The organism is Ruegeria sp. AU67 (genome assembly GCF_900312795.1).
GTDB classification, from domain to species: Bacteria; Pseudomonadota; Alphaproteobacteria; order Rhodobacterales; family Rhodobacteraceae; genus Ruegeria; species Ruegeria atlantica.
Genome location: NZ_OMPH01000040.1, coordinates 84,330 through 109,102 on the forward strand (window position 1 = coordinate 84,330; position 24,773 = coordinate 109,102).

The following is a 24,773-nucleotide window of genomic DNA, read 5'->3' on the forward strand; positions in this document are numbered from 1 at the left end:
AATGACGAAAAGTTAAAGATTATTCATCTACCGGTGGCGCCGAAGGTGTTTCTATCCCGGCTTGGCGTGCTGCCTCATTCTGACGGTCGGGATTCAACGTTTCGCGGCGGTAGACCTGCGAATACCGATCCACGTTGAACAAGCGCAAGCGCGTCAGGCGGCTCTGCTTTCTGCGGAATTCTGCATCCTCGGCATCAACCACCTGCCGGGCATTTGCCGGAACCCCATACCGGCTGGAGGCCGTCACAAGGGCGGCGTCCGTGGACGGGATGGCCGTATTTGCATTCAGCGAAGATTCGTTCCCGCCAAGGGCAACGACAGCTTCGGCCTTAGGGTTCGGATCGGTCAGGTTCTCACCACCCAGCGTGGGCGCAGGCAGAAAAGCGTAATCCTTGGGCTGAGTCAGTGGTTTGACAGGCAGGACCGAGAATTCGTCCGGCCCCTGCCCGGGCGCTTCCAAGTGGCGCAATCCGATATCGGAACAGCCTGCAGCCGCAAAGGCCAATGTCAAAGCAAATATGGAACGCGGCAGCCGCATCAGAGTCTCCAGCCTGTTTCAGGCGCTTTTATCGTATTTCAAATGGCGCGTCACGAGGCCTTTTTGCCTTCGAACACCACCAGACCAATCGCTCCCGCAAAAATGAACACATCAGCAAGGTTGAACACGAAAGGGTTGTTGATGCCGCAACAGGACATGTTCAGGAAATCCAGAACATAACCATAAAGCAGGCGATCCACGACGTTGCCCAGCGCCCCGCCGATCAGCAACCCGCCGCAAACCAGCATCAGTTTCGACGGGGCTGTGCGCATCAGCCAGATCAGCACACCGATTGCGATGACCATGGAAACTCCGATCAACGCCCATCGGGCAGCATCGGTATTGCCCTGAAACAGGCCGAAATTGATGCCCCGATTCTCACCGTATTTGAACACCAGCAACGGCGGCAGGACATCAATGTTCCCATCAGCCACGCGCATCACGTGAACGACGAGATACTTGCTGATTTGGTCGATCAGTAACGCAGCCAGTGCGGCCCAGAGAAGCAGACGATAGCGCATCAGTGGCGGAAGTGGCGCATGCCGGTAAAGACCATGGCCAGACCGGCCTCATCCGCGGTTGCGATCACCTCTTCATCGCGCATCGAACCACCCGGCTGGATAACACAGGTCGCGCCGGCCTCGGCCGCTTCCATCAGACCGTCCGGGAACGGGAAAAACGCATCCGACGCCACGGCGGAACCGATTGTCAGTGGTTGGGCCAAGCCCAGAGCATCGGCCATGCGCCCGGCTTTCTTCGCTGCAATCATCGCCGAGTCCAGGCGGCTCATCTGCCCGGCACCCACACCCACGGTTGCTCCGTCTTTGACATAGACGATGGCATTGGATTTGACGTGTTTCGCCACTTTCCACGCAAACAGAAGATCGCGCATCTGTTCCTCTGTCGGGGATTTCTTAGTGACGACCTTCAGGTCATCCAGGCCGACAAATCCGTTGTCCTTATCCTGCACCAGAAGGCCACCAGCTACCTGACGGACGGTTTTGCCACCTGCGGTCACGTCCGGCAGACCATCGGTTGTCAGCAGACGCAGGTTCTTTTTGGCGGCAAAGATTGCCTTGGCCTCATCCGACGCACCCGGGGCGATCACAACTTCGGTGAAAATTCCGGTGATTTCCTGCGCGGTTTCGGCATCCAGCGGCTGGTTCAGCGCAATGATCCCGCCAAAGGCCGAAGTGCGGTCACAATCAAACGCGGCCTTATAGGCCTCGATCAAAGTCGCGCCCTTGGCAACACCGCAGGGGTTGGCATGCTTGATGATCGCGCAGGCTGCGCCTTGCGCCGGATCGAACTCGGCCACCAGTTCAAATGCCGCGTCTGTGTCGTTGATGTTGTTGTAGCTCAGTTCCTTGCCCTGATGCTGCACCGCTGTCGCCACACCGGGGCGGTTGGTGCCATCGGTGTAGAAAACCGCCTGTTGGTGGCTGTTTTCGCCATAACGCAAGGTCTGCTTCAATTCTCCGGCAAAGGCGCGACGGCGCGGGGCCTCGGCGGCCAGCGCATCGGCCATCCAATTCGACACGGCCGCGTCATAGGCGGCGGTACGAGCATAGGCTGTCTGCGCCAGGTTCTGACGGAAGGCATAGGAAGTCTGCCCATCGTTAGCCGCCAGCTCAGCCAGCAGCGCGTCGTAATCCTGAACATCCACAACTACATTCACAAAAGCGTGGTTTTTCGAGGCCGCGCGGATCATCGCCGGGCCACCGATATCGATGTTTTCGATGCATTCGTCGTAACCCGCACCTTTGGCTACCGTGGCCTCGAACGGATAGAGGTTCACCACCAGAAGGTCGATCGCACCGATGCCGTGCTCATCCATCGCCGCTACATGACTTTCGTTGTCACGCAGTGCCAGCAGACCGCCATGCACCATGGGATGCAGTGTTTTAACACGGCCATCCATCATCTCGGGGAAGCCAGTGATCTCGCTGACATCCTTCACCTCAAGCCCTGCATCCCGCAGCGCCTTGGCGGTACCACCGGTCGACAACAACTCGACCCCGCGCTCGGCCAGTGCCTTGCCCAGCTCGATCAGCCCGGTCTTGTCGGAAACGGAAAGCAACGCGCGGCGCACGGGGTGAAGATCGGTCATGGGGTCAAAGGTCCTTTTGGCGTCAGTCAAACTCGGGCTCGTCCCGGTGTATATCCCGCACGGCATAGGCTGTGTCCTGGGCCTTGCTCAGCGTCCACCGGATGCGCGTCGCATACTCCATTGCGCGGCCAGATAGAACGATCTGTTTTGTCGCGCGTGGTTTTAAACGCCCTTTTTCCAAATAAACGCTTGGTTCTACGGACAATTTTCCCACGCCATCATGGCGGAAAACCCAGATCTCACCACTTTTCAAGGCCATCGAAACCGCAGCCCCCCCCAGATCCAGTGCCGCATCCACGTCTGGATGCAGGTGAAATCGGATGTCAAAGGCGATGCCTTTCAGGCCCGAGGCGTCCATCGCCTTGTCAAATTGGCGCTTTGCCTTGTCGGTGGCCGTCAGCAGAATATCCTCGCAGGCCAGCTCACGCCCATCAAAGCGCAGCTCAAAGGTACGCGCATGTGTCAGTCCGAAGACCTTGGTATACCCGTCATGCCCGGCCATGAATCGCGTGCCCTCAAAGGCGTCCTCGAAATCAATGGGAACCTCATGCGGCGCATCCACCAGTGCCTCGCGTTCGGCGCCCTGCGTCGGTGGCGCCAGCCGAGCGCTTGAATACCCATCAAGGCACAGTGTCGAATGCGACGGTGTCGCCCGACCCGCACGTCGCCATTCCGTCCCAAAGCTTTCGCCCGACCCGCAATTGACCACCAGCGGTCTGCGGCCCGACGTCAGTTCGAAAGCTAGGGTCGAGGCATGGGCGTTGTATGACGCCGCCCCCTTGGGTGGAGTGGCGGCATCCACAATCACGCTGGTTCTGGCCGCATAAAGTCGGGCAAATCCCATGGACAGCCCCGTGGCGTGATGTGGCCTGACACCGCTTTGCGCCAGTGCCTGATCCAGACGCCCTTCGACACCGCGCCCACCGCCGTGAAACCGGGCCAAAGCCCCGTCCGCATGGCGCAGGCTGCGCAAGGTGGGGGCCATGCGTTTGATGGCACTTGCCTGCGCCCCGGGCGTGCCCCGGCCCAACGCGCTGAGCGCGGCCGAAGTCCATGAAAGCAGCATAAAGACCTCAAGCAGCTCTTCGGGGTTGCGGGTTGGGATACCGCCCTGTTCGTCTACCTGACTGTCACACTCGCGTGCCAAAGCACGAAGGGCAGGATCAGCCATTTGCTCCAACCCCTCCAGCGCCAGACCAGCCTGCACCAGCCCGGCAAGCGCCTCAAACCGGGGAAGACCGGGAGTCGCTGCCTTCCAGCGCTTGGACAAAAACCATGTCTGTTGGGCCAAAGAACGGAAAAACATCCTGCTTTGATGTTCATCTGCGCCGCGCAACAGGAAAATCGCATGGTTAATCCAGCGTATGACGCGCCGACCGGTCAGATCAGGTGCCCAGCCCGGCCCCTGACCGCGACCATGCGCGTTGATCCAGCCCCAGACCCACCGCTGGGCCTTTTCACGCGCGCGCATATCGCCAACAGCCGCCAGATCGTCGAGCCAGGCAAAGCCGTGGCGTTCATTGTCAAACCCGGTGCTGGGCGCGGCCACATCCCATAGCTCGGTATCCTGAGCTTCGACCAGATAGCCCGCAAATAGCAGATTTCCGGCGACCAACTGACGTCCGCGCGCAAATGAGCCAACCGTGCGTGGTTCCGGCTCGCCAACAAACCCCGAGACCGCTTTGCGCCGCTGGCTGAGTCGTGCATAGAGACGGTTCTGAAACCGTGTCCACCGATTGGTCATGGTATCTGTCTTTGACATGACGCTCGTTACTCTGCCCCTTGCGCTCTGCTGGCGCCTGAGACCCAACGATAGACCGGGGCGATCGTCAAGTCATCGAAAAGCGTGCCACTACGCCGATTTGTTCAGGCGTGCGATATAGAACCCGTCCATTCCACCAAGATCAGCCCAGTAATCGGGCCGCAGGCGCAGGCCGCCTTCTTCGGTGATCCATTCGGACTCGATTCCGGCAATGTTCAAAGCCGCCCGATCCACCGACATGTCCGGGTGTTGGTCCAGCGCTTCTTCGACCTGCACCTCGCCCTCATCCGGCAGGAGAGAACAAGTGCAATAGACCAGCCGCCCGCCGGGTTTCAGCAAGCTCCAGGCGTGGGCCAGCATCCGGGCCTGCAGCTCGATCAGCTCACCGAATTCCGATCCGTCTTTGCCAAAAGGCAAGTCAGGGTGCCTGCGGATCGTTCCCGTGGCAGAACACGGCGCGTCCAAAAGGATGGCGTCATACTGGCCCTGATGTTCAAGCGCGTCGCCCGCGACGACAGTGGTTTTCAGCCCGGTGCGTTTGAGGTTCTCATGCACCCGCGCCAACCGCGTTTCCGAGACGTCGAGCGCCGTAACATCGGCCCCAGCCGCCGCCAGTTGCAGTGTTTTTCCACCCGGAGCGGCGCAAAGGTCGAGGATCTTTTCGCCCGGTTTCGGGGCAAGTATGCGCACAGGAATAGCCGCCGCCGCGTCCTGCACCCACCAATCACCTTTGCCATAGCCCGGAAGGGCAGTGACTTGACCGGCATCATGCAGCCGCGTCGAACCGGTCGGCAGGACTTCACCCGGTCCGCTGGCGCCCGGCTTCACAGTCAGGTCAAGCGGTGCGCCAGCAAATTGCGCCTTTTCCATTCCCGCGATTGCATCCTCACCCCAAGCCATGACTAGCGGATCACGCAGCCATTCGGGCAAACGCGGCACGCGCATTTTGGGCCATGCTTCGGGCCCTTCGGCGGCCACTTTACGCAACACGGCATTCACCAGGCCTTTCAGCCGTCCGTGCTTGCGTGAACGCCCTACAATGTCGACCATTGAATTCACCACACCATGTGCCGCTTCACCGTGGCACAGCTCGACCGCGCCAAGGCGCAGGGCGTTATGCACAGTCAAAGCGGGGGTGCGGTTCAGGTGGTTTTCCAGCAGACGATCCGCACGCTCCAACCCGCGCAAGGTTTCCAGCGTCAGACGTTGCGCCCGCGCGCGATCTTCAGGGGCCAACCGGTCCAGCGCACCGGCAGCCAGACATTCGGACAGCAGGCGTCCTTCGCCCAAAATCTGATCCAGCAGATAGATCGCGCTGCGTCGCGCCGCTGTTGCGTTGTCGGACATGGAATCGCCTTTGAATAAATCCTCGCCCGCATTGCCAATGGCGGACGCGGGCGTATATCAAGCCCATGCACGGAAAGGAACCCGATGTCATGAGTGACGACCGCAAAGACCTGCCGCCCGCCGCCCAGCGCGCCTTGGCCGAGGCTGAAGAGCGCCGTCGCAAGGCCGAGGCCAAAGCGAAAGAGATGCCAAGGGAACTGGGCGGTCGCGACGGTCCTGACCCGGCCCGCTATGGCGATTGGGAGAAGAAAGGCATCGCGATCGATTTCTGATCGCCTATCCCCGCAAAGCTTCCAGAAAATCCACTATAAGAGCGCGCTGCTTCTTTGATTTCGCCCGTTCTTCCGGCCATGTCAGCCAATACCCATCCTTCGTTTTCAGCTCGGGCAGGTGCAACCGGCGCAACCGTCCGTCCTGTAGATCTGCCTTGGCCAGTGGCACCGACCCCAACGCTACGCCCATGCCCTGACGTGCCGCGGACAACGCGTGTTCCATTGAATCGAAGCTGATGGTCGACGTCGTCACATCGCCCTGCTCTGCCTTTCGCGCCCAGTCTCGCCACCCCGGCCGTTCTCCGCGCAGATCAATCAAAGGCGCGCCCCATTCAACACCCGGAGCCGCCATCGGCACCAACACTTCGGCTGCGATCAATTCGGAATCCCGCCCGGGCCAGGCACCGCGACCATAGCGGATTTGCAGCCATGTCCGCTCTTCATCCAGCGACGACCGCCGCGCCACGGAATCGGTCAGGACACGCACCTTCGGCTGCACCTCCTGAAACCGGGCAAGACTTGGCACCACAAGCGCATGGATGTGCGATGACAAACCGGCCACCCGCAATTCGCGCGGGGATTTTCCAAACAGATCCTCGGTATTGCGTTCAAGCGCCTGCAAACTGTCTTGCACTAGTGGCAGATAGCTTTCCCCTTCGACAGTCAATGACACGCCACGTGCCTCACGCACAAACAACGTGCGCCCAAGCCAGGCCTCAAGGTTACCGATGCGCTGGCTTACCGCCGCTTGTGTCAGACCAAATTCCCTCGCCGCTGCCGAAAACCCGCCCAGACGCCCCGCCGCCTCAAAAACGCGCAGCCAGTCCAAGGGCGGCAACCCGATTTTTTTCTTATCCATAAGTTTTTCCAAGCCTCAGCAGAAAGAAGGATTAATTGTCGTAATGCCACAAGAGGCGTATCTCCTCAACCAAAGCCCGCGCTGAACAGGAGACCCCCCATGCTGCGCTCTGCCACCCATGACGCCTCGGTTGTGACCGTTGAATTCGACACCGGCACAGAGGCTCGCTTTCATGCCATCTGGCTACGCGACAACGCGCTGGACCCCGAAACGCGCGCGCCCGGCAATGGCCAACGTCTGATCACCATCGGTGATATCCCCTCAGACATTTCGGTTAGCGCCGCCGAAATCAGCAATGGTGATCTGACAGTCACCTTTCAGCCAGAAGGCAAGACCGTCACCTTTCCCGCCGACTGGCTGGCCGAGCACAGCTATGACCGCGATCAAAACCGCCCCATGGGTCGGACGGCTCCCGACATCACCACCTGGGGACGCGGCATCGACGCGCCCAGCGCTGATTGGGATGAGGTCCACGCCAATCCCAGCGCCAAACGCGGATGGCTAGCTGCGGTGGCCGAGTACGGCTTTGCCAAGCTGACCGGCGGCCCGACCGAACCGGAATCCCTGCTGAAAGTCGCCGATCTGTTCGGCTATGTGCGCGAAACCAACTATGGCCCCTATTTTGAGGTCCGAACCGAGGTGAACCCGACCAACCTCGCCTATACCGGCCTTGGTCTGCAGGCGCATACCGACAACCCCTATCGTGATCCGGTTCCGACGCTGCAAATCCTCTATTGTCTGGAAAACAGCGCCGAGGGTGGTGATTCCATCGTGGTTGACGGCTTCCGCGCCGCTGAAAAGCTGCGCGAACAGAACCCGGAAGGCTTTGCTTTGCTTGCAGGCTATCCCGCCCGGTTCGAATACAAGGGCTCGGACGGTATCTGCCTACGGTCACGCCGCCCGATGATTGAGCTGTCACCGGATGGTGAATTGGTCGGTATCCGGTTCAACAACCGCTCATCCGCGCCGTTCGTCGACGTGCCGTTCGACCAGATGGAGGCCTATTACGCCGCCTATCGTCAATTGGGCGAGATCATCGACGACCCTGCCATGGGCGTGTCGTTCAAACTGGAACCAGGCGAGAGTTTCATCGTCGACAACACCCGCGTGCTGCACGCGCGTCTGGGCTATTCCGGTGCGGGCTCACGCTGGTTGCAGGGCTGTTACGCCGACAAGGACGGGCTGCTGTCCACATTGGCCGCAATGGAAATGAGCCAACCGGAGGCCGCAGAATGAAGCCCGATTTCTCGACCCTGAGCCGGGGCAATATCGTGGCCTTCATCGGCGATATCTTCGACCGCCGCGGCGGTGAGGAATATCTGGGCGAACCCGTCACCATGGCTGAACACATGTTGCAAGGTGCAACGATCGCCGAGCAGAACGGCCAGCCCGAGGAAATCATCGTCGGCGCATTGCTGCACGATATCGGCCATTTCACCTCTGAGTTCGGCACTTATCACCCGGATGACACCGAGGACCGTCATCACGAGGATGCGGGCGCTGAGGTGCTGGAACAGTTCTTCCCCTCAGTCATCACCGATTGCTGCCGCTATCACGTGGCAGCCAAGCGGTATCTCTGCGCCACCAAGCCTGAATATTTCAACCGCCTGTCCACCGCTTCGGTCCATACGCTGGAATTGCAGGGCGGGCCGATGAGCGCTGAGGAGGTCGCAGAGTTCGAGAGTAATCCGAACCTGAAAGAAATCATTCAGGTGCGCTATCTGGACGAGGCAGGCAAGAGGGCTGACATGGAAACGCCGGATTTCACCCATTTCGCACCGATGGTACAGCGCATGGTCGACAGGCATCTGGGCACATCATGAGCGCGCCGGAATATATCTTCGAGGCCAGTTCAAAACCGTCCCTTCCCTGGCACGAGGTTCCGCTGATCCGGGCCACGGACACGTCGGTCAAAGGCTATGGCTGTTTGGTTGATGACCCCGATACCTTCGAGATTGAAATCGCTCGCTGGCCCCAACAGGGCTGGCGCCAGATTGACGAAGGCACCGGCGACGAGGGCGGCTGGGTCGAAGGCACGTTCAAATGCGATTGGCAGGGTGACGTGCTTTATGGTGAGAACGAGGCCGTCAAAGGCCACTATGTTCTGGGTTGGTCCGCTGATCCACAACAGGCGCAGACCGACCTGCAGACGGCACCGCGCGATCAGGTTCTACTGTGGCACATGAACTACCACCCCGATGGCGGGCAGATGTTCTGGCCGCTGGACAACAAGCCCTTCATCGTGCCTGTCGCCCTGCCCGGCGACAACCTGACGCCAGAAAAAGTGGTCGCATTCTGGTGTGACGGCACGCGTGGCCTCTATATTCATCCCGGCATCTGGCACGAAGGGATATTCCCCGTCGAAGACAACCAGCGCTTCCTTGATCGGCAGGGCCGGGTGCACGCCCGGGTCAGCGCCGATATCGGCAAAGAGTTCGGCGTTTACCTTGCCTGCCCCTTGCGCGCGGACAAGATACGCGATCTGTAGCCAAACCTGTCGCTTCCGGGCGGCGCTTTTCAGATTCCCTTAACCTTTGCTGCAAACTTCTGTGATACTCTCCCTGTGTGTGCACAAGGGAGGCGCAGATGGGATTGAACCGTCGGAAATTGGTACAACTAGGCACCGCAGCCACCGCGAGTGCGGCGCTACCGCGATTTGCTGTCGGCGCAACTGGCCAGAATGAGGCGTTCGAGGCCGAGTTCGCCGAAACACTGGCTGGTCTCAAAGCCGCGTTCGCCAAGCTCGGGTTTTCCGAGTCACAATCTTTTTCGATTGTCACCGGGAACGTCGACTATAATGGCGGGCTGCGGCACGATTTCGAGCAAAAGAAATTGCACCCAAACGCTTTCGTCATACAACCGCTGGCTCGCGTCGCAGATGTGGAAGAAAAAAACCGCCCCGATGTCCTGCCCCTGTTTCACGAGGTTGGCTGCCATCCAGGAGGCGCGGTCAGCGGGCGTGACACCACGGAACTTATGGTGCGTCTTCTGACTGAAGAGTTCAGCCTTGACCCATCCCGCATTGCTTTTGTCAGCGTGCCTCAGGCCGATGACGTGCGCCCGGTTCTGGATGGGATGAACTTGCCGTTCTCGCAAAAGGTCCTGCTGCGCGATGAGGCCGAGGCATTGGCCGCCCGCGACGCCTCAGGCTATTTCTTTCCAGATCCGTTTGGCGAGGATTATTTGGTCACGATGGGCGTTTATTACCGCGTCGGCAATCAAACTGAACCCGCACCCGAGTCCTATCCACCATCTGCCAACTGGACCGAAATCGGAGAGATCATCATCGGCGGCGAGGCCGCACCGTTAGGCATATCAATCGGAGCAGAGCGTCTGACCTATGCGTTGACAGGTCAGTTCCCGACATGGGACCAGCGTTTGGACGCTCTGTTCGCGCATATCGACTTGGGGCATGCAGAACCGCCGGGAATCGCCGCGTTCAGGTAGGATCCCTTACAGCCCCAATACATCCACCATGTCATACTGACCGGGCGCTTTGCCCTGTCCCCATAGGGCCGCCTTCAAAGCGCCGCGGGCAAAGATGGCGCGGTCGGTGGCCAGATGGCGCAGGATGATGCGTTCTCCGGGGGCTGCGAACAGCACGTCGTGTTCGCCCACGATGTCACCGCCGCGAATGGCATGGAACCCGATATCGCCCCGCTTGCGCGCGCCGGTGATGCCGTCGCGGCCCCGATCGGACACATCGGCCAGATCGACGCCGCGCCCTTCGGCGGCGGCCTCGCCCAGCATCAGTGCAGTACCCGAGGGCGCGTCGACTTTGTGGTGATGGTGCCCTTCGATGATCTCGATGTCGAAATCTTCATCCAGCGCTGCGGCGACCTTTTTGGTCAGCTGCACCAGCAGGTTGACGCCAAGGCTCATATTCCCTGCCCGCACGATGACCGCGTGGCGAGAGGCCGGTTCAAGCGCTGCGATCTGCTCATCCGACATGCCAGTGGTGCCGATCACATGCACACAACGTGCCTGCGCGGCCAAAGCGGCAAACTCCAGCGTCGCCTCGGGCGCAGTGAAGTCAATCACCGCCTGCGCCTGCGAAAACGCCTCTAGCGGGTCGTCTGTGACGGTGACGCCCAGCGCCTGAGCGCCCATCGCCTCGCCCACATCCTGACCGATCCAGTCATGGCCCGTCCGCTCAACCACGCCAACCAAACGCGCCTGATCGCTGTCGGTTACGGTCTTGATCAGCATCTGCCCCATACGGCCCGAAGCCCCTGTGATGACGATCCCCGGAATATGGGTCATTGCGCTGGTCCTTTTGTTGAATTCGGCTCAAAGCCTCCTACCCCGTTCGCGCCCGCTTGGCAAAGCCCTGCTTTGGGCTTAGATCGGGGATATGGCAAAGAACAAATTCCACGATGGCCCCGGCCCGTCCCAACGACAGCTTCGTGTCGGCGAACTGATCCGCCGCACCCTGTCCGAGGTTCTGGCGCGCGGAGATGTCCACGACCCCGACCTGAACCGCATGTCGATCACCGTGGGTGAGGTGCGCACCTCACCCGATCTGAAGATTGCCACCGCCTATGTGTTGCCCTTGGGCGGAAAGGGGCAGGAGGATGTGATCGCGCTGCTGGCCCGCAACAAGGGTGAATTGCGGCGGGCGGTCGGCAAGAAGGTCGGCCTGAAATTCTCGCCCGATCTGCGGTTCCGGCTGGATGACACGTTTGACCGAATGGATGACACCCGCCGCATGTTCGATCAGGACGCGGTGCGCCGCGATCTGGACGAGTGATCCGCGCATTTGTCATTTTGGGCGCGGTCTTCTGGGCCGCGCAGGCCTCAGCGGTCACATGCGAGAAGGTGACCCATGATGACAAGCGGTACACCATTTGCGAGGTGGATGCCGCAGGCGAAGAGCTGCGTTTATTTCTCAACGATGAGGAAGGCGACGTGCTGGGCCATTTCTCATCTGTGAACGAGGCACTGGCCCCACAAGGAAAGCGTCTGGCATTTGCAATGAATGCTGGCATGTATCATGACGACCGCTCGCCCGTCGGGCACTACGTCGAAGACGGCCAGGAACAGATGCGCGTGATCCCGAATGCCGGTCCCGGCAATTTCGGCTTGCTGCCGAACGGGGTGTTTTGCATCCGCGGGGGCCGTGCCGACGTGTTCGAAACCTTGGATTACGTTGATCAGGCTCCGCAATGCCAATTCGCCACGCAATCCGGTCCTATGCTGGTTATCGACGGGGAATTGCACCCGCGATTCCTGCCCGATTCGACCTCGCGCTACGTGCGCAACGGCGTTGGTACCAGCGCGGATGGCACGCGGGCAGTTTTTGCGATCTCGGATGACTATGTCACCTTCCACGAATTCGGCAGCCTGTTCCGCGATGTCCTTGAAACGCCAAATGCCCTGTTCTTCGACGGCAATATCTCTCGTATGTATGAACGCGCCGGAAATCGGTCGGATGTCGGGTTTTCGCTTGGCCCTATTGTAGGTGTGGTCGAAGATACGCCCTGAAATTGACAGTGGCAGAACGATCCGTTAGGTCGCGCGCCTCGGTTAGATTCAGGGTGTAGAATGGGACGCAAACGCAAAGGTCGCGACATTTCCGGTTGGCTGGTGGTGGACAAGCCCGCGGGCATGACCTCGACCGCTGTGGTCAACAAAGTGCGTTGGGCGATGGATGCCAAAAAAGCGGGCCATGCGGGCACGCTTGACCCCGAAGCAACCGGCGTACTGGCCGTGGCTTTGGGTGAGGCAACCAAGACCGTTCCCTATATCACTGACGCGCTGAAGGCCTACACCTTCACCGTCCGTTTGGGTCAAGCAACCAACACCGACGATGCCGAGGGTGAAGTGATCGCACAAAGCGATGCGCGCCCTTCGGATGACGATATCAAACAGGCGTTGACCCGGTTTCTGGGCGATATCATGCAGGTCCCGCCCAAATTCTCGGCCGTTAAGATTGACGGGCAACGGGCCTATAAATTGGCGCGAGACGGCGAAGAAGTAGAGCTATCCGCCCGCCCGCTTTGGGTAGAAGAGTTGATTCTGGTCGACCGCCCCGACGAGGACCACGTTGTGCTAGAGATGACTTGCGGCAAGGGTGGCTATGTCCGCTCGATTGCCCGCGATCTGGGCGCGGCGCTGGGATGCCACGGCCATGTCAAAGTTCTTCGCCGCGTCTGGTCCGGCCCGTTCGAGGTTGACGACGGGTTGAGCATCGAACAGATCGATGAAATGGCCAAGACAACCGCACTGGACGACTACCTGCTCCCGCTGGAAACCGGCCTCGCCGATCTGCCTGAATTGAAATGCACACCCGAAGGCGCAACCCGCCTGCGCAACGGAAATCCGGGCATGGTTCTGGCCTCGGATGTCGAATACGGTGATGAAGCCTGGGCTTCGCTGGACGGCAAGGCCGTGGCGGTGGGGATCTACAAATCGGGCGAATTGCACCCCAGCCGGGTGTTCGTTACCTAAGCCACGTGCTAGGCGAAGGGCATGATTACCCGTTCCCACACCAAGGGCGACGCGCCCTCGACCGCCATCTATTCCGATTGCGAGAAGTATCGCTATAGCCTGACCCGCATCTGGGATCCGGCGGGGCGCAAGGCGCTGTTCGTGATGCTGAACCCGTCAACCGCGACCGAGGTTCAGAACGACCCGACGGTGGAACGTTGCGAACGCCGCGCGCGGGCGCTGGGGTTCGGAGCATTTCAGGTAACCAACATCTTCGCATGGCGCGACACCGACCCGCGCAAGATGCGCGCCGCTGCCGACCCGGTAGGACCCGAGAACGACGCGGCCATATTGGATGGTGTTCAATGGGCCGATCAGGTCATCGCCGCATGGGGCACCCATGGTGCGCATCTGGACCGCGGCCCGGCAGTTGAATCCCTTCTCCGCGACACCAGGCAGCCGCTGTTTCATCTAGGGCTGACCAAGGGCGGGCATCCCAAACACCCGCTTTACATCGCCTATACCCAACAGCCCGAACCTTGGTGACCAACGGTTAACCACAAGTTCAGGTTGGCTTTGACCAACTAACTGATCACATGGGATATTTCATCCTCGGAGCAGTGCGTTCTCGGAGGGTTGCCATGTTTCTTTTCGGATTGCTGAGCCTGGCCGCAATGGGCGGAGCAGCCTATGCGATGGGCGGTATTATAGAGGCTGACGACGACACCGAAGAAGACGAGATCATCGAAGATGAACCGCAAGAGGTCTCTGACGGCAGGTATCTTGAGATTGGTGAAAACATCGACGAAGTCGAAGGGTCCTCGACCGGGACCACAGTCTCGGAATTCGAAGGCGATTTGGTTGTGGCCGGGGACGACGACACAAACATTTTGACCGGGCAAGATGGTGACGACCAAATCAACGGCTACGGTGGCGACGACACTGTGCCGGGGGGCATGGGCGATGACAACCTGCATGGCGGCGATGGCGTTGATACAATCCAGGGCGGCGAAGGCGATGATGTTTTGCATGGCGAAGGTAACGATGACGTCCTGTCCGGTGATGATGGCGACGACAAGCTTTTTGGTCATTTCGGCGACGACAGGCTGGACGGCGGCGATGGGGATGACGCGTTGTACGGCGGTCAGGACAACGACACGCTGACCGGAGGCGCGGGCGAGGATGCGCTGCATGTGGGCTATGGCGACGATGAGCTTGCTGGTGACGCAGGTGAAGACGTCTTGTTTGGCGGCGACGGTGACGACGTGCTGACCGGTGAGGATGGCGAAAACGAGGACTCCGTGGATTTTCTGAATGGCGGTGCCTGCGACGACGCAATTGTTGCCCATAGCGGTGATATCGTAACTGGAGGCGAAGGCGCTGACAGCATCCACCTGAACCCCGAGCAGGTTGACGATGCCGTCAAGGACATGGATTTTGAACCCGGGCAGGACAAGCTGTTGATCTCGTGGGAAGGCGGGGAAGATCCGGAGATTAACATTGAAACAGACACTGAAAACGAAAACCTGACCCGTGTCATGGTCGACGGACAAGACGCCGCCCAACTGCTGGGTGCCAAAGGGTTGACCCTGGACTATATCCAATTGATCAACGGTCAGGAACTGTCGCAGCTCAATGCGCTGAGTTGAAGCAATAGAATCCCTTTGCCATTTGCCTGAAATCCGCTTATACGCGCCCATCCGCATTGGAATCGGTGCGGTTTTCTCCATGGGCCTGTGCTGGACGACATCCCGGCCTGCGCCATCAACTCTAACCTTTTAAAGGAGACCCCGATGTCGATTACTGCCGCTGAAAAAGCACGTGTCATGAAAGAATTCGGCACCAAAGACGGCGACACCGGTTCGCCAGAAGTCCAGGTTGCCATCCTGACCTCGCGCATCACCACCCTGACCGAGCACTTCAAGACCCACAAAAAAGACAACCACGGTCGTCGCGGTCTGCTGAAAATGGTCGCCCAGCGCCGCAAGCTGCTGGACTACCTGAAGGGCAAAGAAGAAGCGCGCTACCAGGACCTGATCAAAAAGCTGGGCATCCGCCGCTAATACCGGTTTCTGCCGCTTTTGGATTTTAGACGCCCGCCCTAATTGGCGGGCGTTTTTTGTTGGATCTGGGAACGCGCGCTCGGAATAGCGGTATGGTGGAACTCAATCCGGCTTGCAGTTCACAAACTCTGTCGGCACTATCCCGGGACCTGATCAACCGCTGCTCAATACCTCAGTCCCCCAAGCACACATCCAGTGTGTGACGACAAGCAAAATGGAACCAAATGAAGCTGGAATTTCATCATATTAACCTGGTCGCAGACGACGTTGACCGCCTACACGACTTTTATACAAACGTCTTGGGTTTGGGTGATATTCCGCAACAGAATTTCCCGCGTTCTGAAGCAACCGAAGACTCGGGTTATGACGGCCAAATCCGCTTTGCAACGGACGGCAGCATGCAGATGCACCTTGCGGAACGGGACTTTGACGTCGCTTTCAAGAATGATCAGGTCATCAATCCGGTGAGCCGCGGGCACATTGCGTTCCGAACGGATGATCTTGCCGCGGTCCTGAGGATACTTGATGAAAACGCGGTTCCTTATTCAGACTATGGCACTACCTTTTCGAAAGAGTGGCACCAAGTGTTCTTTCGCGACCCCGAAGGCAATGTTGTCGAAGTTCATCAACAGGTAGCGACTTTGGGCTAAAACTTAGCCCGAAGTTCCCCGCACTGTTCAGCTTGTGACGGCGCGCTAAACCATATCGTACTCTACGCTTTTTGCTCCGATGTCACCCATATGGCCGGTGATGCGCTGCATCAATTTCTGCCTGGACATGTCTGCAAGCGCCTTCGGAAAACTCTGCAGCTCTTCCTTTCTGGCGACAACAGTTAAAGTGCGCGAAAGGCCCGAGACCGGAAGATCTTTCAACTGCAGGCTCATATTCTCAACCAGACCATCGATCAGCAATGTCGGCGTCAAAAGGCTGAACCCCTGACCTGCAGAAACACAGGACGTAACCATGCTGGAGCGGTCCGCCTGGATGACCTTGTCGGGCTCAAAACGCAATCGGCGCAGATGCTGCGCAATCTGGCGGCCCGCGTTGGTTGTATCTCCGAACCGCACCAGAGGAAGCCGCGTTTGGATCGCCTCCAGGCTGTCTGTCGGGCCTTCATATGCTTCGGGAAGAACCAGAAGGTATCGTTCGGTCAGAACGTGATGACGCTCCAAGCCATCCATATCCAGAAACGGATTTGATGTGATCGCGAGGTCCGCTTGTTTCGTCCGCAGCAGGTGTTCATGGTTGCCGCTTTGGCCAGCATGCAGGGTAATATCTTCGACATTGAACTCACGCTGCGCGAAATCGACCAAAGAGGGCGTCAGCGTCGTGGCGATCGAGGCTTGAATGCCGACCCGCAGCAAGGTCAGGGATTTCTGGCCAACGTGGCGCAGTTCCGTTTCCATGTCGGAAAGTGCATCCAGAATTTTCTGCGCTCTTCCATGCAAACGCGCACCCGCATAGGTCAGCCGCGCCGGACGCGTACTGCGATCCAAAAGCACAGTGCCGAATGCCTTTTCCAACGCAGTGACGTGCTGGGAAGCCGCCGGCTGCGACAGATTCAGAAGTTTTGCGCCCGCCCGCATTTGACCCGTTTCCGCAACGGCGACGAAAACCTCAAGTGAACGCATCAGACTTGGTGAGAGTTTACGATGACCCAGCATTGCTCATCCTTAGTATAAATAATGTTTATACTGTTGGAATTTTCTTGGTTTACGTCAAACACTCGGTCAACGCTTTGGCCATGACACGTTCGCGCTCATCTCGACGCCGCAAGGCCGCTGGACCTCGCACTCTTCCCGAGGCGCGCGCGCCGTTCATTCTGCGCAAGCTTTCGACCTTCAATGTCCTCAACGAGGCAGGGTTGGAACAGATCGAGGCCAATGCTGATACCATTCTTGCTGAAACTGGGATGGAGTTTCAGGACGACCCGGAAATCCTGAGCATTTTTGCCGATGCAGGCTGTGACGTCGACGGCTCTCGCGTTCGGTTCGCGCCGGGGTTCTGCCGCAATACGATCATGGCGACCGCGCCAGCACAGTTCGTTCAACACGCCCGAAATCCCGCCAACAGTGTTCAATTGGGCGGTGACGCCAGCGTGCTATGCCCAGCTTGGGGGCCACCCTTTGTGCACGATCTGGACCGGGGGCGGCGCTATGCCTCGCATCGGGACTTCGTCGATCTGGTCAAGCTGCATCACAGTCTGCCCTGGCTGCACCATTCGGGCGGCGTGGTTTGCGAGCCGGTGGATTTACCGGCCAACAAACGCCATCTGGAGATGCTCTATGGCCACATTCGCTATTCTGATCGTGCCTTCATGGGGGCCTTTATCGGGGCTGAACGTGCGGGTCACGCGATCGACATGGCACGAATTGTGTTCGGCGAAGACTTCGTGGCGGAAAATGCCGTGCTGTACTGTGTCTCGAACACAAACGCGCCGCTGGTGATGGACAGCCACATGTCGGGCGCATTGAAAACCTATGCCCGTGCCGGGCAACCGGTTGCCTGCACCCCTTGGGTTCTGACCGGGGCCATGTCGCCGTCCACCGTTGCCGGTACGTTAGCGCAGGTGCTGGCTGAAACCATGGCGGCGATGACGCTGACCCAACTTATAAACCCCGGGGCGCCCTGCATGATGGGCAGTTTCGCCTCAACCATGTCGATGAAGTCCGGGGCACCCACTTTTGGTACGCCCGAAGCCGGGTTGATGGTTTTGGCGGCCGGTCAGCTTGCCCGCAGGCTGGGGGTGCCGCTGCACACGGTTGGCACGCTCAGCGCCTCAAAAGTTCCGGACGCTCAGAGCCAGCAAGAGGCCACATGGGGCCTGATGATGTCGATGTTCGCGGGTGCCAATCTGATCAACCATGCCACGGGATGGCTCGAAGGTGGGTTGGTGACCTCGTTCGAAAAGACAATCCTGGATCATGATCTGTGCGGCAAAGTTGGACGATTCTTCGATGGCATCGACATGAGCGAGAACGCTCAGGCGATGGAGGCGATTGCCGCGACCGGCCCGGGGCAACACTTCCTAGGGTCCGAGCATACGCAGGCCAATTTCATGTCCGCATTGTTCCGGCCCTGGACCCCGGATGACAATTCATTCGAACAATGGCACGCGACCGGAGAGTTGGATGCCGCAGCCCGCTCCAATGCAATCTGGAAAGAGCAGCTTGACGCATATCAAGACCCGGGTCTCGACCCCGGCATCGACGCCGCACTGCAGGACTATATCGCGCAGCGCAAGGCCGAGAAGCCAGATCAGGATTACTTCTGATGGGCCGTATCTTGATCATCGGAGGTGGCGCTATTGGTCTGAGCCTGGCCTACCATCTGGCCAAGCGCGGATCGACCGGCGTTACGGTTCTGGAACGCAATCAGCTGACCTCGGGCACGTCCTGGCATGCGGCTGGAATTGTCGGCCCACTGCGCGCGACGCCAAGTATGACCCAATTGGCCATGGCTGCACTTGAGGTTTTTCCCGCCCTTGAGGCCGAGACTGGCATGTCCACTGGATATTGCCAAACCTCTGGCTATTGGCTGGCCCGCGACCCTGCCCGCGTGGACGAGCTGCGCCGGATTGCGGATTTGGGCCAGACGCTGGGATTGACCCCACGCATGATCGAGGCCTCGGACGTGCCCCTGTCACACCTTGATCTGAGGAACCATGTCGGTGCGCTGCATGTGCCGGAAGACGCCAATGTGAATCCGGTCGATTTGTGCATGGCATACGCCAAAGGTGCACGGGATCGTGGCGTTTCAATCCGCGAACACACCGGGGTTCAGTCCCTGCGGAAAAAGGGTCAGCGGATCACGGGTGTAACCCTGACCGATGGGACGGAACTAGACGCCGATCAGGTCGTTCTTGCCACCGGCGCTTGGTCACGTGAGCTGGCCGCCAATGTTGGCGTCGCGCTTCCATTACAGGCGGTCGAGCACATGTATGTTGTCACCGAACCCATGCCCGACCTGCCCAACACGTTCCCGGTGATCCGAGATCTGGACCGGGGCATCTACATCAAGGGCGATGCGGGCAAGCTTGTGATCGGCGGCTTTGAACCCAAAGCCAAATGCTGGGACGCCTACGGCCCCGAAGGCGACCGGCCCTTTCTTGAACTGGCTGAGGATTGGGATCAATTTGCCCCTTTCATGGAGGCCGCATTAGAGCTGTGCCCCAGCCTTGAAACGGTCGGCATTCAGCATTTCATGAATGGCCCGGAAAGCTTTACCGCGGATACAAGGCCGCTTGTTGGTGAAACCACGGTCGATGGATTGTTTGTGGCTGCGGGTATGAACTCGGTCGGGGTCATGTCTTCGGCGGGGATTGGGCGGGCGCTGGCGGATTGGATGGTCGACGGCCACCCCCCGATGGACATGTGGGAGGTCGATGTCGCCCGGGTCGACCCGCACACAGCCAGCGCTGAACATATGGCCGATCGCATGGAAGAGGCCGTCGCGGATCTTTTCGCTTTGCATTGGCCATATAAACAGCCCAACGCCGGCCGAGGTCTGCGCACCACAGCACTGCACGATTTCTGGGCTGAGGCTGGGGCGCATTTTGGCCTGACGGCCAGTTGGGAACGCGGGCTGTATTACGGACCGGCACAGCCCTATTCAACAACAGATCAGGTGTGGTGGCCGCTGGTTGAGGCCGAAGCGGCGGTCTTGGATCAGGGCACTGCGCTGATTGACCTAAGCCCGTTTACCAAAATGGAAATCACCGGGCCGGATGCTCTGAAGGCATTGAACCTCCTGACGACCGCGCAGATGGATGTGCCCATTGGTCGGGCTGTCTATACGCAGATACTTAACGCGCGCGGTGGGATCGAAATGGATGTGACCATCACGCGGTTGGGTAGGGATGCGTTTCATCTAACCTCGGGCGCCGCCACGCGGATGCGCGATTGGATGTTCCTGCGCAGGCATTTGAAGGGCGATGTGTCTGTAAAGGATTTGACCGAAGTATTCTGCACAATCGGTGTAATGGGAGGTGGCAGTCGGACGCTGCTGCAGGGTCTTGGCAGCCTCCCGGAAATGGCATTTGGCTACGCCGCCGCCACCGAACTGACAGGCATCACCTGCCGCGCCACGCGCGTTAGTTTCGTCGGAGAGTTGGGCTGGGAAATGACCGTGCCCAACGCTCAGGCCCCTCAGCTGTTCTCTGCACTGCACGGGGCAGGCGCGCGCCCGCTGGGCCACTATGCGGTGGATGCCTGCCGGTTGGAGAAGGGCTTCAAACACTGGGGGCATGAACTTGGCCCCAAGATCACTCCGCTGGAAGCCGGTCTGGGGTTCACCATCGACTGGTCCAAGGAGTTTCAGGGTAAAGCGGCGCTGGAACAACAAAAGTCCAACGGCTTGCAACAGCGCCTGATCCTTCTGCAGGTTCACGGCAATGCCCTGATGTTGCATGACGAACCGGTGTTCGAGGGTAGCACCCATGTGGGGCTGACAACCTCGGGCGGGCGCGGGCCGCGTACGGGGCTGAACCTGTGTTTCGCCATGGTCGCGGTCCAACGGGGCGAGACGTTGACCCAAACATGCGATCGAAAATTCACGGTTCGGGTTGCCGGGCAGGACTATCTGGCGCAGCCATTGCTCCGACCGCCCTTTGATCCCTCAGGCGAAAGGATGCGCGCATGATCAAGGCGCAGGTTGTCATCATCGGCGGCGGCGCGATGGGCGTGTCGCTGATGTATCATCTGGTCAAGGCGGGCTGGTCCGATGTTCTGCTGGTCGAGAAAAACGACCTGACCCATGGATCGACATGGCACGCGGCGGGACTGTGCACCCATTTCGCGCATAATCCCACCATTCAGGAATTGCGCGCCACCTCTGTTCGGCTTTACCGCGATATACTTCCGCGGGAAACCGGACGCGATTGCGGCTTTCACCGCTCAGGTGCGATGCGGATTACCCGCAACCCCGACCGAATGGATGAGTTCCGCCATGTGGCCGGTCTGTCCGAATTCACCGGCTACCCGCTGGAGGTCCTGACGCCCGACCGGATCGCCGAGCTCTTCCCTCTGGCCAAACTGGATGGGCTGATCGGCGGGATTTATGAACCTGATGACGGCCATGTAGACCCTACGCTGGCGACCCACGCAATGGCTGAGGTTGCCCGGCGTAGCGGGGCTCGGATCATACGCAATTGCGCAGTCACCGCGATTGAGCGTCAGCAGGATCATTGGCGGATTGAGACTGCGAAGGAGATCATAGAAACCACCCACGTGGTCAACGCCGCAGGCACCTGGGGCTGGGAAATCGGGCATATGATGGGACTCAACATCCCGTCTGTTCCGGTGCTGCACCAATACCTGGTGACGGACACGGTGGAGGCCGTATCGTCCCGGATCAAAGAGGGTCTGCCCGAACTGCCGATCATTCGCGACCCTGAAGAAAGCTGGTATGTGCGGCAGGAACGCGATGGGCTGATCCTGGGGCCTTATGAAAAGGACGCCAAGGTCTGGTCCGTTGATGGTGTGCCACCCGAGTTTGGCGCGGACCTGATGCCGCCGGATCTGGACAGTGTGGAACACATCATTATGGCCGCAATGGAACGAATACCGGCGCTGGAAACCGGTGGTGTAAAATCGGTGATCAATGGACCGATCACCTTTACACCTGACGCCAACCCACTGATCGGGCCTGCGCATGGATTGGAAAATGCGTGGCTGCTGACCGGTTCGTCCATGGGCGTGATGGAGGGTGGCGGCGCCGGATGGTTCCTTGCCCATTGGATGACCCACGGTGCCCCGCCGATGGATGCGCTGGCCGTCGACAGCCGCCGTTTCGGGTCATGGGCGGATCGCGATTACCGCGTGGCTAAGGCCGTCGAGCGTTTCGGCCTGCAATTCGGTGTGCACTATCCGCATGAGGAACGGCCCGCAGGGCGCGGCCTGCGGCTGTCCCCGCTGCACGACCTGATGGTCAAACGTGGCGCGGTGATGGGCGCGGTTTATGGGTGGGAGCGTCCAAATTGGTTCTCAAACACGCCCGGAGCAATCGCCGAAGAAACTTTCCGCCGCGCCAATTGGTTCGAACCCGTGGCGCGAGAGGTCGAGGCCGCGCACAATCGCGTCGCCATGGCCGACTTGTCGGTGTTTTCTAAATTCGACGTCACCGGCCCCGATGTCGCGGCCTTCCTACAAGCATTGGGCGCGAACCGCGCGATCCCGCCGGGCCGGATCGGCCTGACCCATGCGCTGACCCCTGCAGGCGGCGTATTGTCGGAATTCACCGTCACCCGCTTGGCCGAGGATCACGCCTATCTGACCAGCGCCGCCGCGGCCGAGCAGATCGATCATGATCTTCTGACACAGGTTGCCAAAGGCTTTGACGTCACCATCCGAAACGTCTCTGAGAATCTGGCAGTTATCGGCGTCATGGGGCCCAAATCCGCCGATGTGTTGCCTGAGTTGAACCATATGCCATGGCTCACCGCGCAAGAGATCCATGTAGCGGGGTTTCCCCTGCGCGCCTTGCGAGTGTCCTATCTGGGCGAATGCGGTTGGGAACTGCACGTGGCTAAAGAACATGCCGTGCAACTTTTCATGACGCTTGAAGAGATCGCCAAACCTCATGGTCTGGGATTCTACGGGGCCTATGCTGCAAACTCCATGCGTCTTGAAAAAGGCTATCGCGGTTGGGGCAGTGATCTGACGACCGAACGCAGCCCATTTGAGGCAGGTCTGACCCCGTTTGTCCGCAAGGACCTACGCGACGAACTAGCAAGGGACAACGCATGGGAAATGGTACTGCTTGAGGTCGACGCCGGTGAGATAGATCCGTTCTACGCGCACACGGTCTGGAAAGACGGTCTGCCGGTCGGCATCGCCACCTCGGGTGCCTATGGCCACCGGACCGGTAAGGTTTTGGCTTTGGCCTATCTGCGTGACCCGACCGCGCGCGAGGGGCTGACCATCTCAATACTGGGCCAGCATCGTCCGGCAACGATCCTGCCTGAGGCCCCCTTTGACCCCGAAAACTCACGCCTGAAAACCGGAGGTTCCAAATGACCGACCACCCCCTTCACACCGACTGGGACTTCTCGAACACAGCCGCGCGACGGGACCAGTATTATGCCGCCTCGCTGACGCGGTTCACGCCGTTTCGCGAACCGATCGTTTTCAAGAAAGGTCAGGGCCAATACCTTTGGGATACGGAGGGGCGGAAATACACTGATCTGTTGGGCATGAATGTCTGTATCTCGGTCGGACATTCGCATCCTCGCGTTGTGGCGGCGGCAACCGCGCAGGCGCAAGAGCTGACCCATTGCACGACAATGTTCTATCACCCGACACCTGCGCATCTGGCCGAAGAATTGGCCGCAACGATGCCCAAAGGACATGACTGGGTCGTGCACCTTACAAACTCCGGATCCGAGGCGGTTGATCTGGCGATGACCATGGCGCGCACATACACTGGAAATCTGGATTTGCTGGCGCTGCGCACCGCCTATCACGGTCCGACCGCTGCGGCGCAATCGATCACCGGCATCTCGGACTGGCGCCACCCGGGCATGCCCGGCAACGTGGCGTTTGTGCCTGAACCCAACCAATACCGCGGCATCTTTGGACCTGGAACCCAGCCCTATCTGGATGAGATCGATCGCACCATCGCCACAGCCACATCCGGCAAGGTGGCAGGTATCTTTGTGGAAAGCGTGCAGGGTTATGGCGGCATCATCGAAATGCCGCCCGGCTATATGTCCGGCGCGGCCGAACGCGTGCGCGCGGCAGGAGGTCTTTATATCGCGGACGAGGTTCAATCGGGCTTTGGCCGCACTGGCGAAAATTTCTGGGGGTTCGAAGCGGACGGCGTCGTGCCCGACATCGTCGTCATGGCAAAGGGTCTGGGAAATGGCTTCCCGATCGGGGCGGTCGTGGCCAAGAAGCACATCGCCGAGCCCATGGCAGAGAGGTTTATGTTCCACACCTATGGTGCCAACCCGACCTCGGCGGCGGCAGCCCGTGCGGTTCTTGCCGTCATGCGGGACGAAGGGTTGCAGGAAAACGCCCGCGTAGTGGGGGCCGCCTTGCTGGAAAGGCTGCACGGCTTGAAAGACAAGTATCAGGTCATCGGCGATGTTCGCGGGAAAGGCCTTATGCTTGCGCTGGAATTCGTGAAAGACCGGGATAGCAAAACGCCGGGCAAGGACGTGACCACAGAGGTTTTCGAAGCCTGCCGCGCACAAGGAATTATCCTGTCAAAGTCCGGTCCGTTTCAACAATGCCTGCGGATGGTGCCACCGCTTTGTTTGTCACTCGACGATGTAGATCAAGTGGCGAACAGTCTTGATCAGGCGCTAGAAACTGCCGTGAATGACGCCAAAGCATAAGCGACAGGGCCACAGTTCCGTGCCATTTGGCCTCGAAGTTTCCGGGCTTTTTCGGT

Annotated in this window: 24 protein-coding genes; 16 read left to right on the forward strand and 8 right to left on the reverse strand. The window is 59.5% G+C overall.

The features are described from left to right. Positions 1-19 precede the first annotated feature (19 nt). From DK510_RS19820 to DK510_RS19840, 5 genes are all read right to left on the reverse strand, one after another. Positions 20-538 (reverse strand): DUF3035 domain-containing protein, encoded by a 519-nt coding sequence (locus DK510_RS19820; protein WP_109313574.1) that lies wholly within the window; start codon positions 536-538, stop codon positions 20-22. A gap of 50 nt (positions 539-588) precedes the next feature. Further along, a complete protein-coding gene (lspA, locus tag DK510_RS19825) occupies positions 589-1,059 on the reverse strand; it encodes a signal peptidase II (protein WP_109313575.1) in 471 nt (156 codons plus the stop codon). Continuing rightward, entirely contained in the window at positions 1,059-2,648 is a 1,590-nt protein-coding gene (gene purH / locus DK510_RS19830) for a bifunctional phosphoribosylaminoimidazolecarboxamide formyltransferase/IMP cyclohydrolase (RefSeq protein ID WP_109313576.1), read from the reverse strand. The genes lspA and purH overlap by 1 nt, the downstream gene beginning before the upstream one ends. Positions 2,649-2,670: 22 nt before the next feature. Further along, the gene (locus DK510_RS19835) at positions 2,671-4,410 is read right to left on the reverse strand and encodes a heparinase II/III family protein (protein ID WP_109313577.1); all 1,740 of its coding nucleotides are present in this window, start codon (positions 4,408-4,410) and stop codon (positions 2,671-2,673) included. 90 nt (positions 4,411-4,500) lie between these two features. Next, a complete protein-coding gene (locus DK510_RS19840; RefSeq protein ID WP_109313578.1) occupies positions 4,501-5,757 on the reverse strand; it encodes an RsmB/NOP family class I SAM-dependent RNA methyltransferase in 1,257 nt (418 codons plus the stop codon). Between the two features lie 89 nt (positions 5,758-5,846). On the opposite strand from DK510_RS19840, the gene DK510_RS19845 reads away from it, so the two are divergent. Further along, entirely contained in the window at positions 5,847-6,029 is a 183-nt protein-coding gene (locus DK510_RS19845; protein ID WP_058275228.1) for a DUF1674 domain-containing protein, read from the forward strand. Positions 6,030-6,033: 4 nt separating this feature from the next. On the opposite strand, the gene DK510_RS19850 is transcribed toward DK510_RS19845, so the two are convergent. Then, positions 6,034-6,888 (reverse strand): LysR family transcriptional regulator, encoded by an 855-nt coding sequence (locus DK510_RS19850; RefSeq protein WP_109313579.1) that lies wholly within the window; start codon positions 6,886-6,888, stop codon positions 6,034-6,036. Between the two features lie 99 nt (positions 6,889-6,987). Between DK510_RS19850 and DK510_RS19855 the strand changes: the two genes are divergently transcribed. From DK510_RS19855 to DK510_RS19870, 4 genes are all read left to right on the forward strand, one after another. Next, positions 6,988-8,124 carry a gamma-butyrobetaine dioxygenase gene (locus tag DK510_RS19855; RefSeq protein WP_109313580.1) on the forward strand — a complete coding sequence of 379 codons (1,137 nt, stop codon included), beginning with the start codon at positions 6,988-6,990 and terminating at the stop codon, positions 8,122-8,124. Next, positions 8,121-8,711: an HD domain-containing protein gene (locus DK510_RS19860; RefSeq protein ID WP_109313581.1), complete on the forward strand. Its 591-nt coding sequence runs from the start codon at positions 8,121-8,123 to the stop codon at positions 8,709-8,711. The genes DK510_RS19855 and DK510_RS19860 overlap by 4 nt, the downstream gene beginning before the upstream one ends. Continuing rightward, positions 8,708-9,376: an ureidoglycolate lyase gene (locus DK510_RS19865; RefSeq protein WP_109313582.1), complete on the forward strand. Its 669-nt coding sequence runs from the start codon at positions 8,708-8,710 to the stop codon at positions 9,374-9,376. Before DK510_RS19860 ends, DK510_RS19865 begins: the two co-directional genes overlap by 4 nt. 98 nt (positions 9,377-9,474) lie before the next feature. Further along, positions 9,475-10,335 carry a hypothetical protein gene (locus DK510_RS19870; protein ID WP_109313583.1) on the forward strand — a complete coding sequence of 287 codons (861 nt, stop codon included), beginning with the start codon at positions 9,475-9,477 and terminating at the stop codon, positions 10,333-10,335. Positions 10,336-10,341: 6 nt separating this feature from the next. On the opposite strand, the gene dapB is transcribed toward DK510_RS19870, so the two are convergent. Then, positions 10,342-11,151: a 4-hydroxy-tetrahydrodipicolinate reductase gene (gene dapB / locus DK510_RS19875; protein ID WP_109313584.1), complete on the reverse strand. Its 810-nt coding sequence runs from the start codon at positions 11,149-11,151 to the stop codon at positions 10,342-10,344. 91 nt (positions 11,152-11,242) lie between these two features. Here dapB and rbfA point away from each other — a divergent pair, with 91 nt between their 5' ends. The 7 genes from rbfA (at position 11,243) to DK510_RS19910 (ending at position 16,030) form a co-directional block, all read left to right on the forward strand. Further along, complete coding sequence (rbfA, locus tag DK510_RS19880; protein WP_058274960.1) at positions 11,243-11,638, forward strand: 30S ribosome-binding factor RbfA; 396 nt, start codon at positions 11,243-11,245, stop codon at positions 11,636-11,638. Next, positions 11,635-12,372 (forward strand): phosphodiester glycosidase family protein, encoded by a 738-nt coding sequence (locus DK510_RS19885; RefSeq protein WP_109313585.1) that lies wholly within the window; start codon positions 11,635-11,637, stop codon positions 12,370-12,372. The genes rbfA and DK510_RS19885 overlap by 4 nt, the downstream gene beginning before the upstream one ends. 60 nt (positions 12,373-12,432) lie before the next feature. Next, a complete protein-coding gene (truB, locus tag DK510_RS19890; protein WP_109313586.1) occupies positions 12,433-13,338 on the forward strand; it encodes a tRNA pseudouridine(55) synthase TruB in 906 nt (301 codons plus the stop codon). Between the two features lie 21 nt (positions 13,339-13,359). After that, complete coding sequence (locus DK510_RS19895) at positions 13,360-13,863, forward strand: DUF1643 domain-containing protein (RefSeq protein ID WP_109313587.1); 504 nt, start codon at positions 13,360-13,362, stop codon at positions 13,861-13,863. 95 nt (positions 13,864-13,958) lie between these two features. Next, complete coding sequence (locus DK510_RS19900) at positions 13,959-14,966, forward strand: calcium-binding protein (protein WP_109313588.1); 1,008 nt, start codon at positions 13,959-13,961, stop codon at positions 14,964-14,966. A gap of 144 nt (positions 14,967-15,110) precedes the next feature. Continuing rightward, positions 15,111-15,380 (forward strand): 30S ribosomal protein S15, encoded by a 270-nt coding sequence (rpsO, locus tag DK510_RS19905; RefSeq protein ID WP_039543122.1) that lies wholly within the window; start codon positions 15,111-15,113, stop codon positions 15,378-15,380. Positions 15,381-15,604: 224 nt separating this feature from the next. Beyond that, a complete protein-coding gene (locus tag DK510_RS19910) occupies positions 15,605-16,030 on the forward strand; it encodes a VOC family protein (protein WP_109313589.1) in 426 nt (141 codons plus the stop codon). Positions 16,031-16,075: 45 nt separating this feature from the next. Here DK510_RS19910 and DK510_RS19915 read toward each other — a convergent pair whose 3' ends face one another. After that, positions 16,076-17,044, reverse strand: coding sequence for a LysR family transcriptional regulator (locus DK510_RS19915; protein ID WP_234999166.1), 969 nt, complete (start codon positions 17,042-17,044; stop codon positions 16,076-16,078). A gap of 80 nt (positions 17,045-17,124) precedes the next feature. On the opposite strand from DK510_RS19915, the gene DK510_RS19920 reads away from it, so the two are divergent. Genes DK510_RS19920 through DK510_RS19935 form a run of 4 tightly spaced genes read left to right on the forward strand, consistent with a single transcriptional unit; the run spans position 17,125 to position 24,717 of the window. Beyond that, positions 17,125-18,654, forward strand: a complete 1,530-nt coding sequence (locus tag DK510_RS19920; RefSeq protein WP_109313591.1) for a trimethylamine methyltransferase family protein — start codon at positions 17,125-17,127, stop codon at positions 18,652-18,654. Continuing rightward, positions 18,654-21,020 carry an FAD-dependent oxidoreductase gene (locus tag DK510_RS19925; RefSeq protein WP_109313592.1) on the forward strand — a complete coding sequence of 789 codons (2,367 nt, stop codon included), beginning with the start codon at positions 18,654-18,656 and terminating at the stop codon, positions 21,018-21,020. Before DK510_RS19920 ends, DK510_RS19925 begins: the two co-directional genes overlap by 1 nt. Next, on the forward strand, positions 21,017-23,395 hold the full coding sequence (locus tag DK510_RS19930; RefSeq protein WP_109313593.1) for an FAD-dependent oxidoreductase: 2,379 nt from the start codon (positions 21,017-21,019) through the stop codon (positions 23,393-23,395). Before DK510_RS19925 ends, DK510_RS19930 begins: the two co-directional genes overlap by 4 nt. Beyond that, complete coding sequence (locus DK510_RS19935) at positions 23,392-24,717, forward strand: aspartate aminotransferase family protein (protein ID WP_109313594.1); 1,326 nt, start codon at positions 23,392-23,394, stop codon at positions 24,715-24,717. The genes DK510_RS19930 and DK510_RS19935 overlap by 4 nt, the downstream gene beginning before the upstream one ends. Positions 24,718-24,773: the final 56 nt, after the last annotated feature.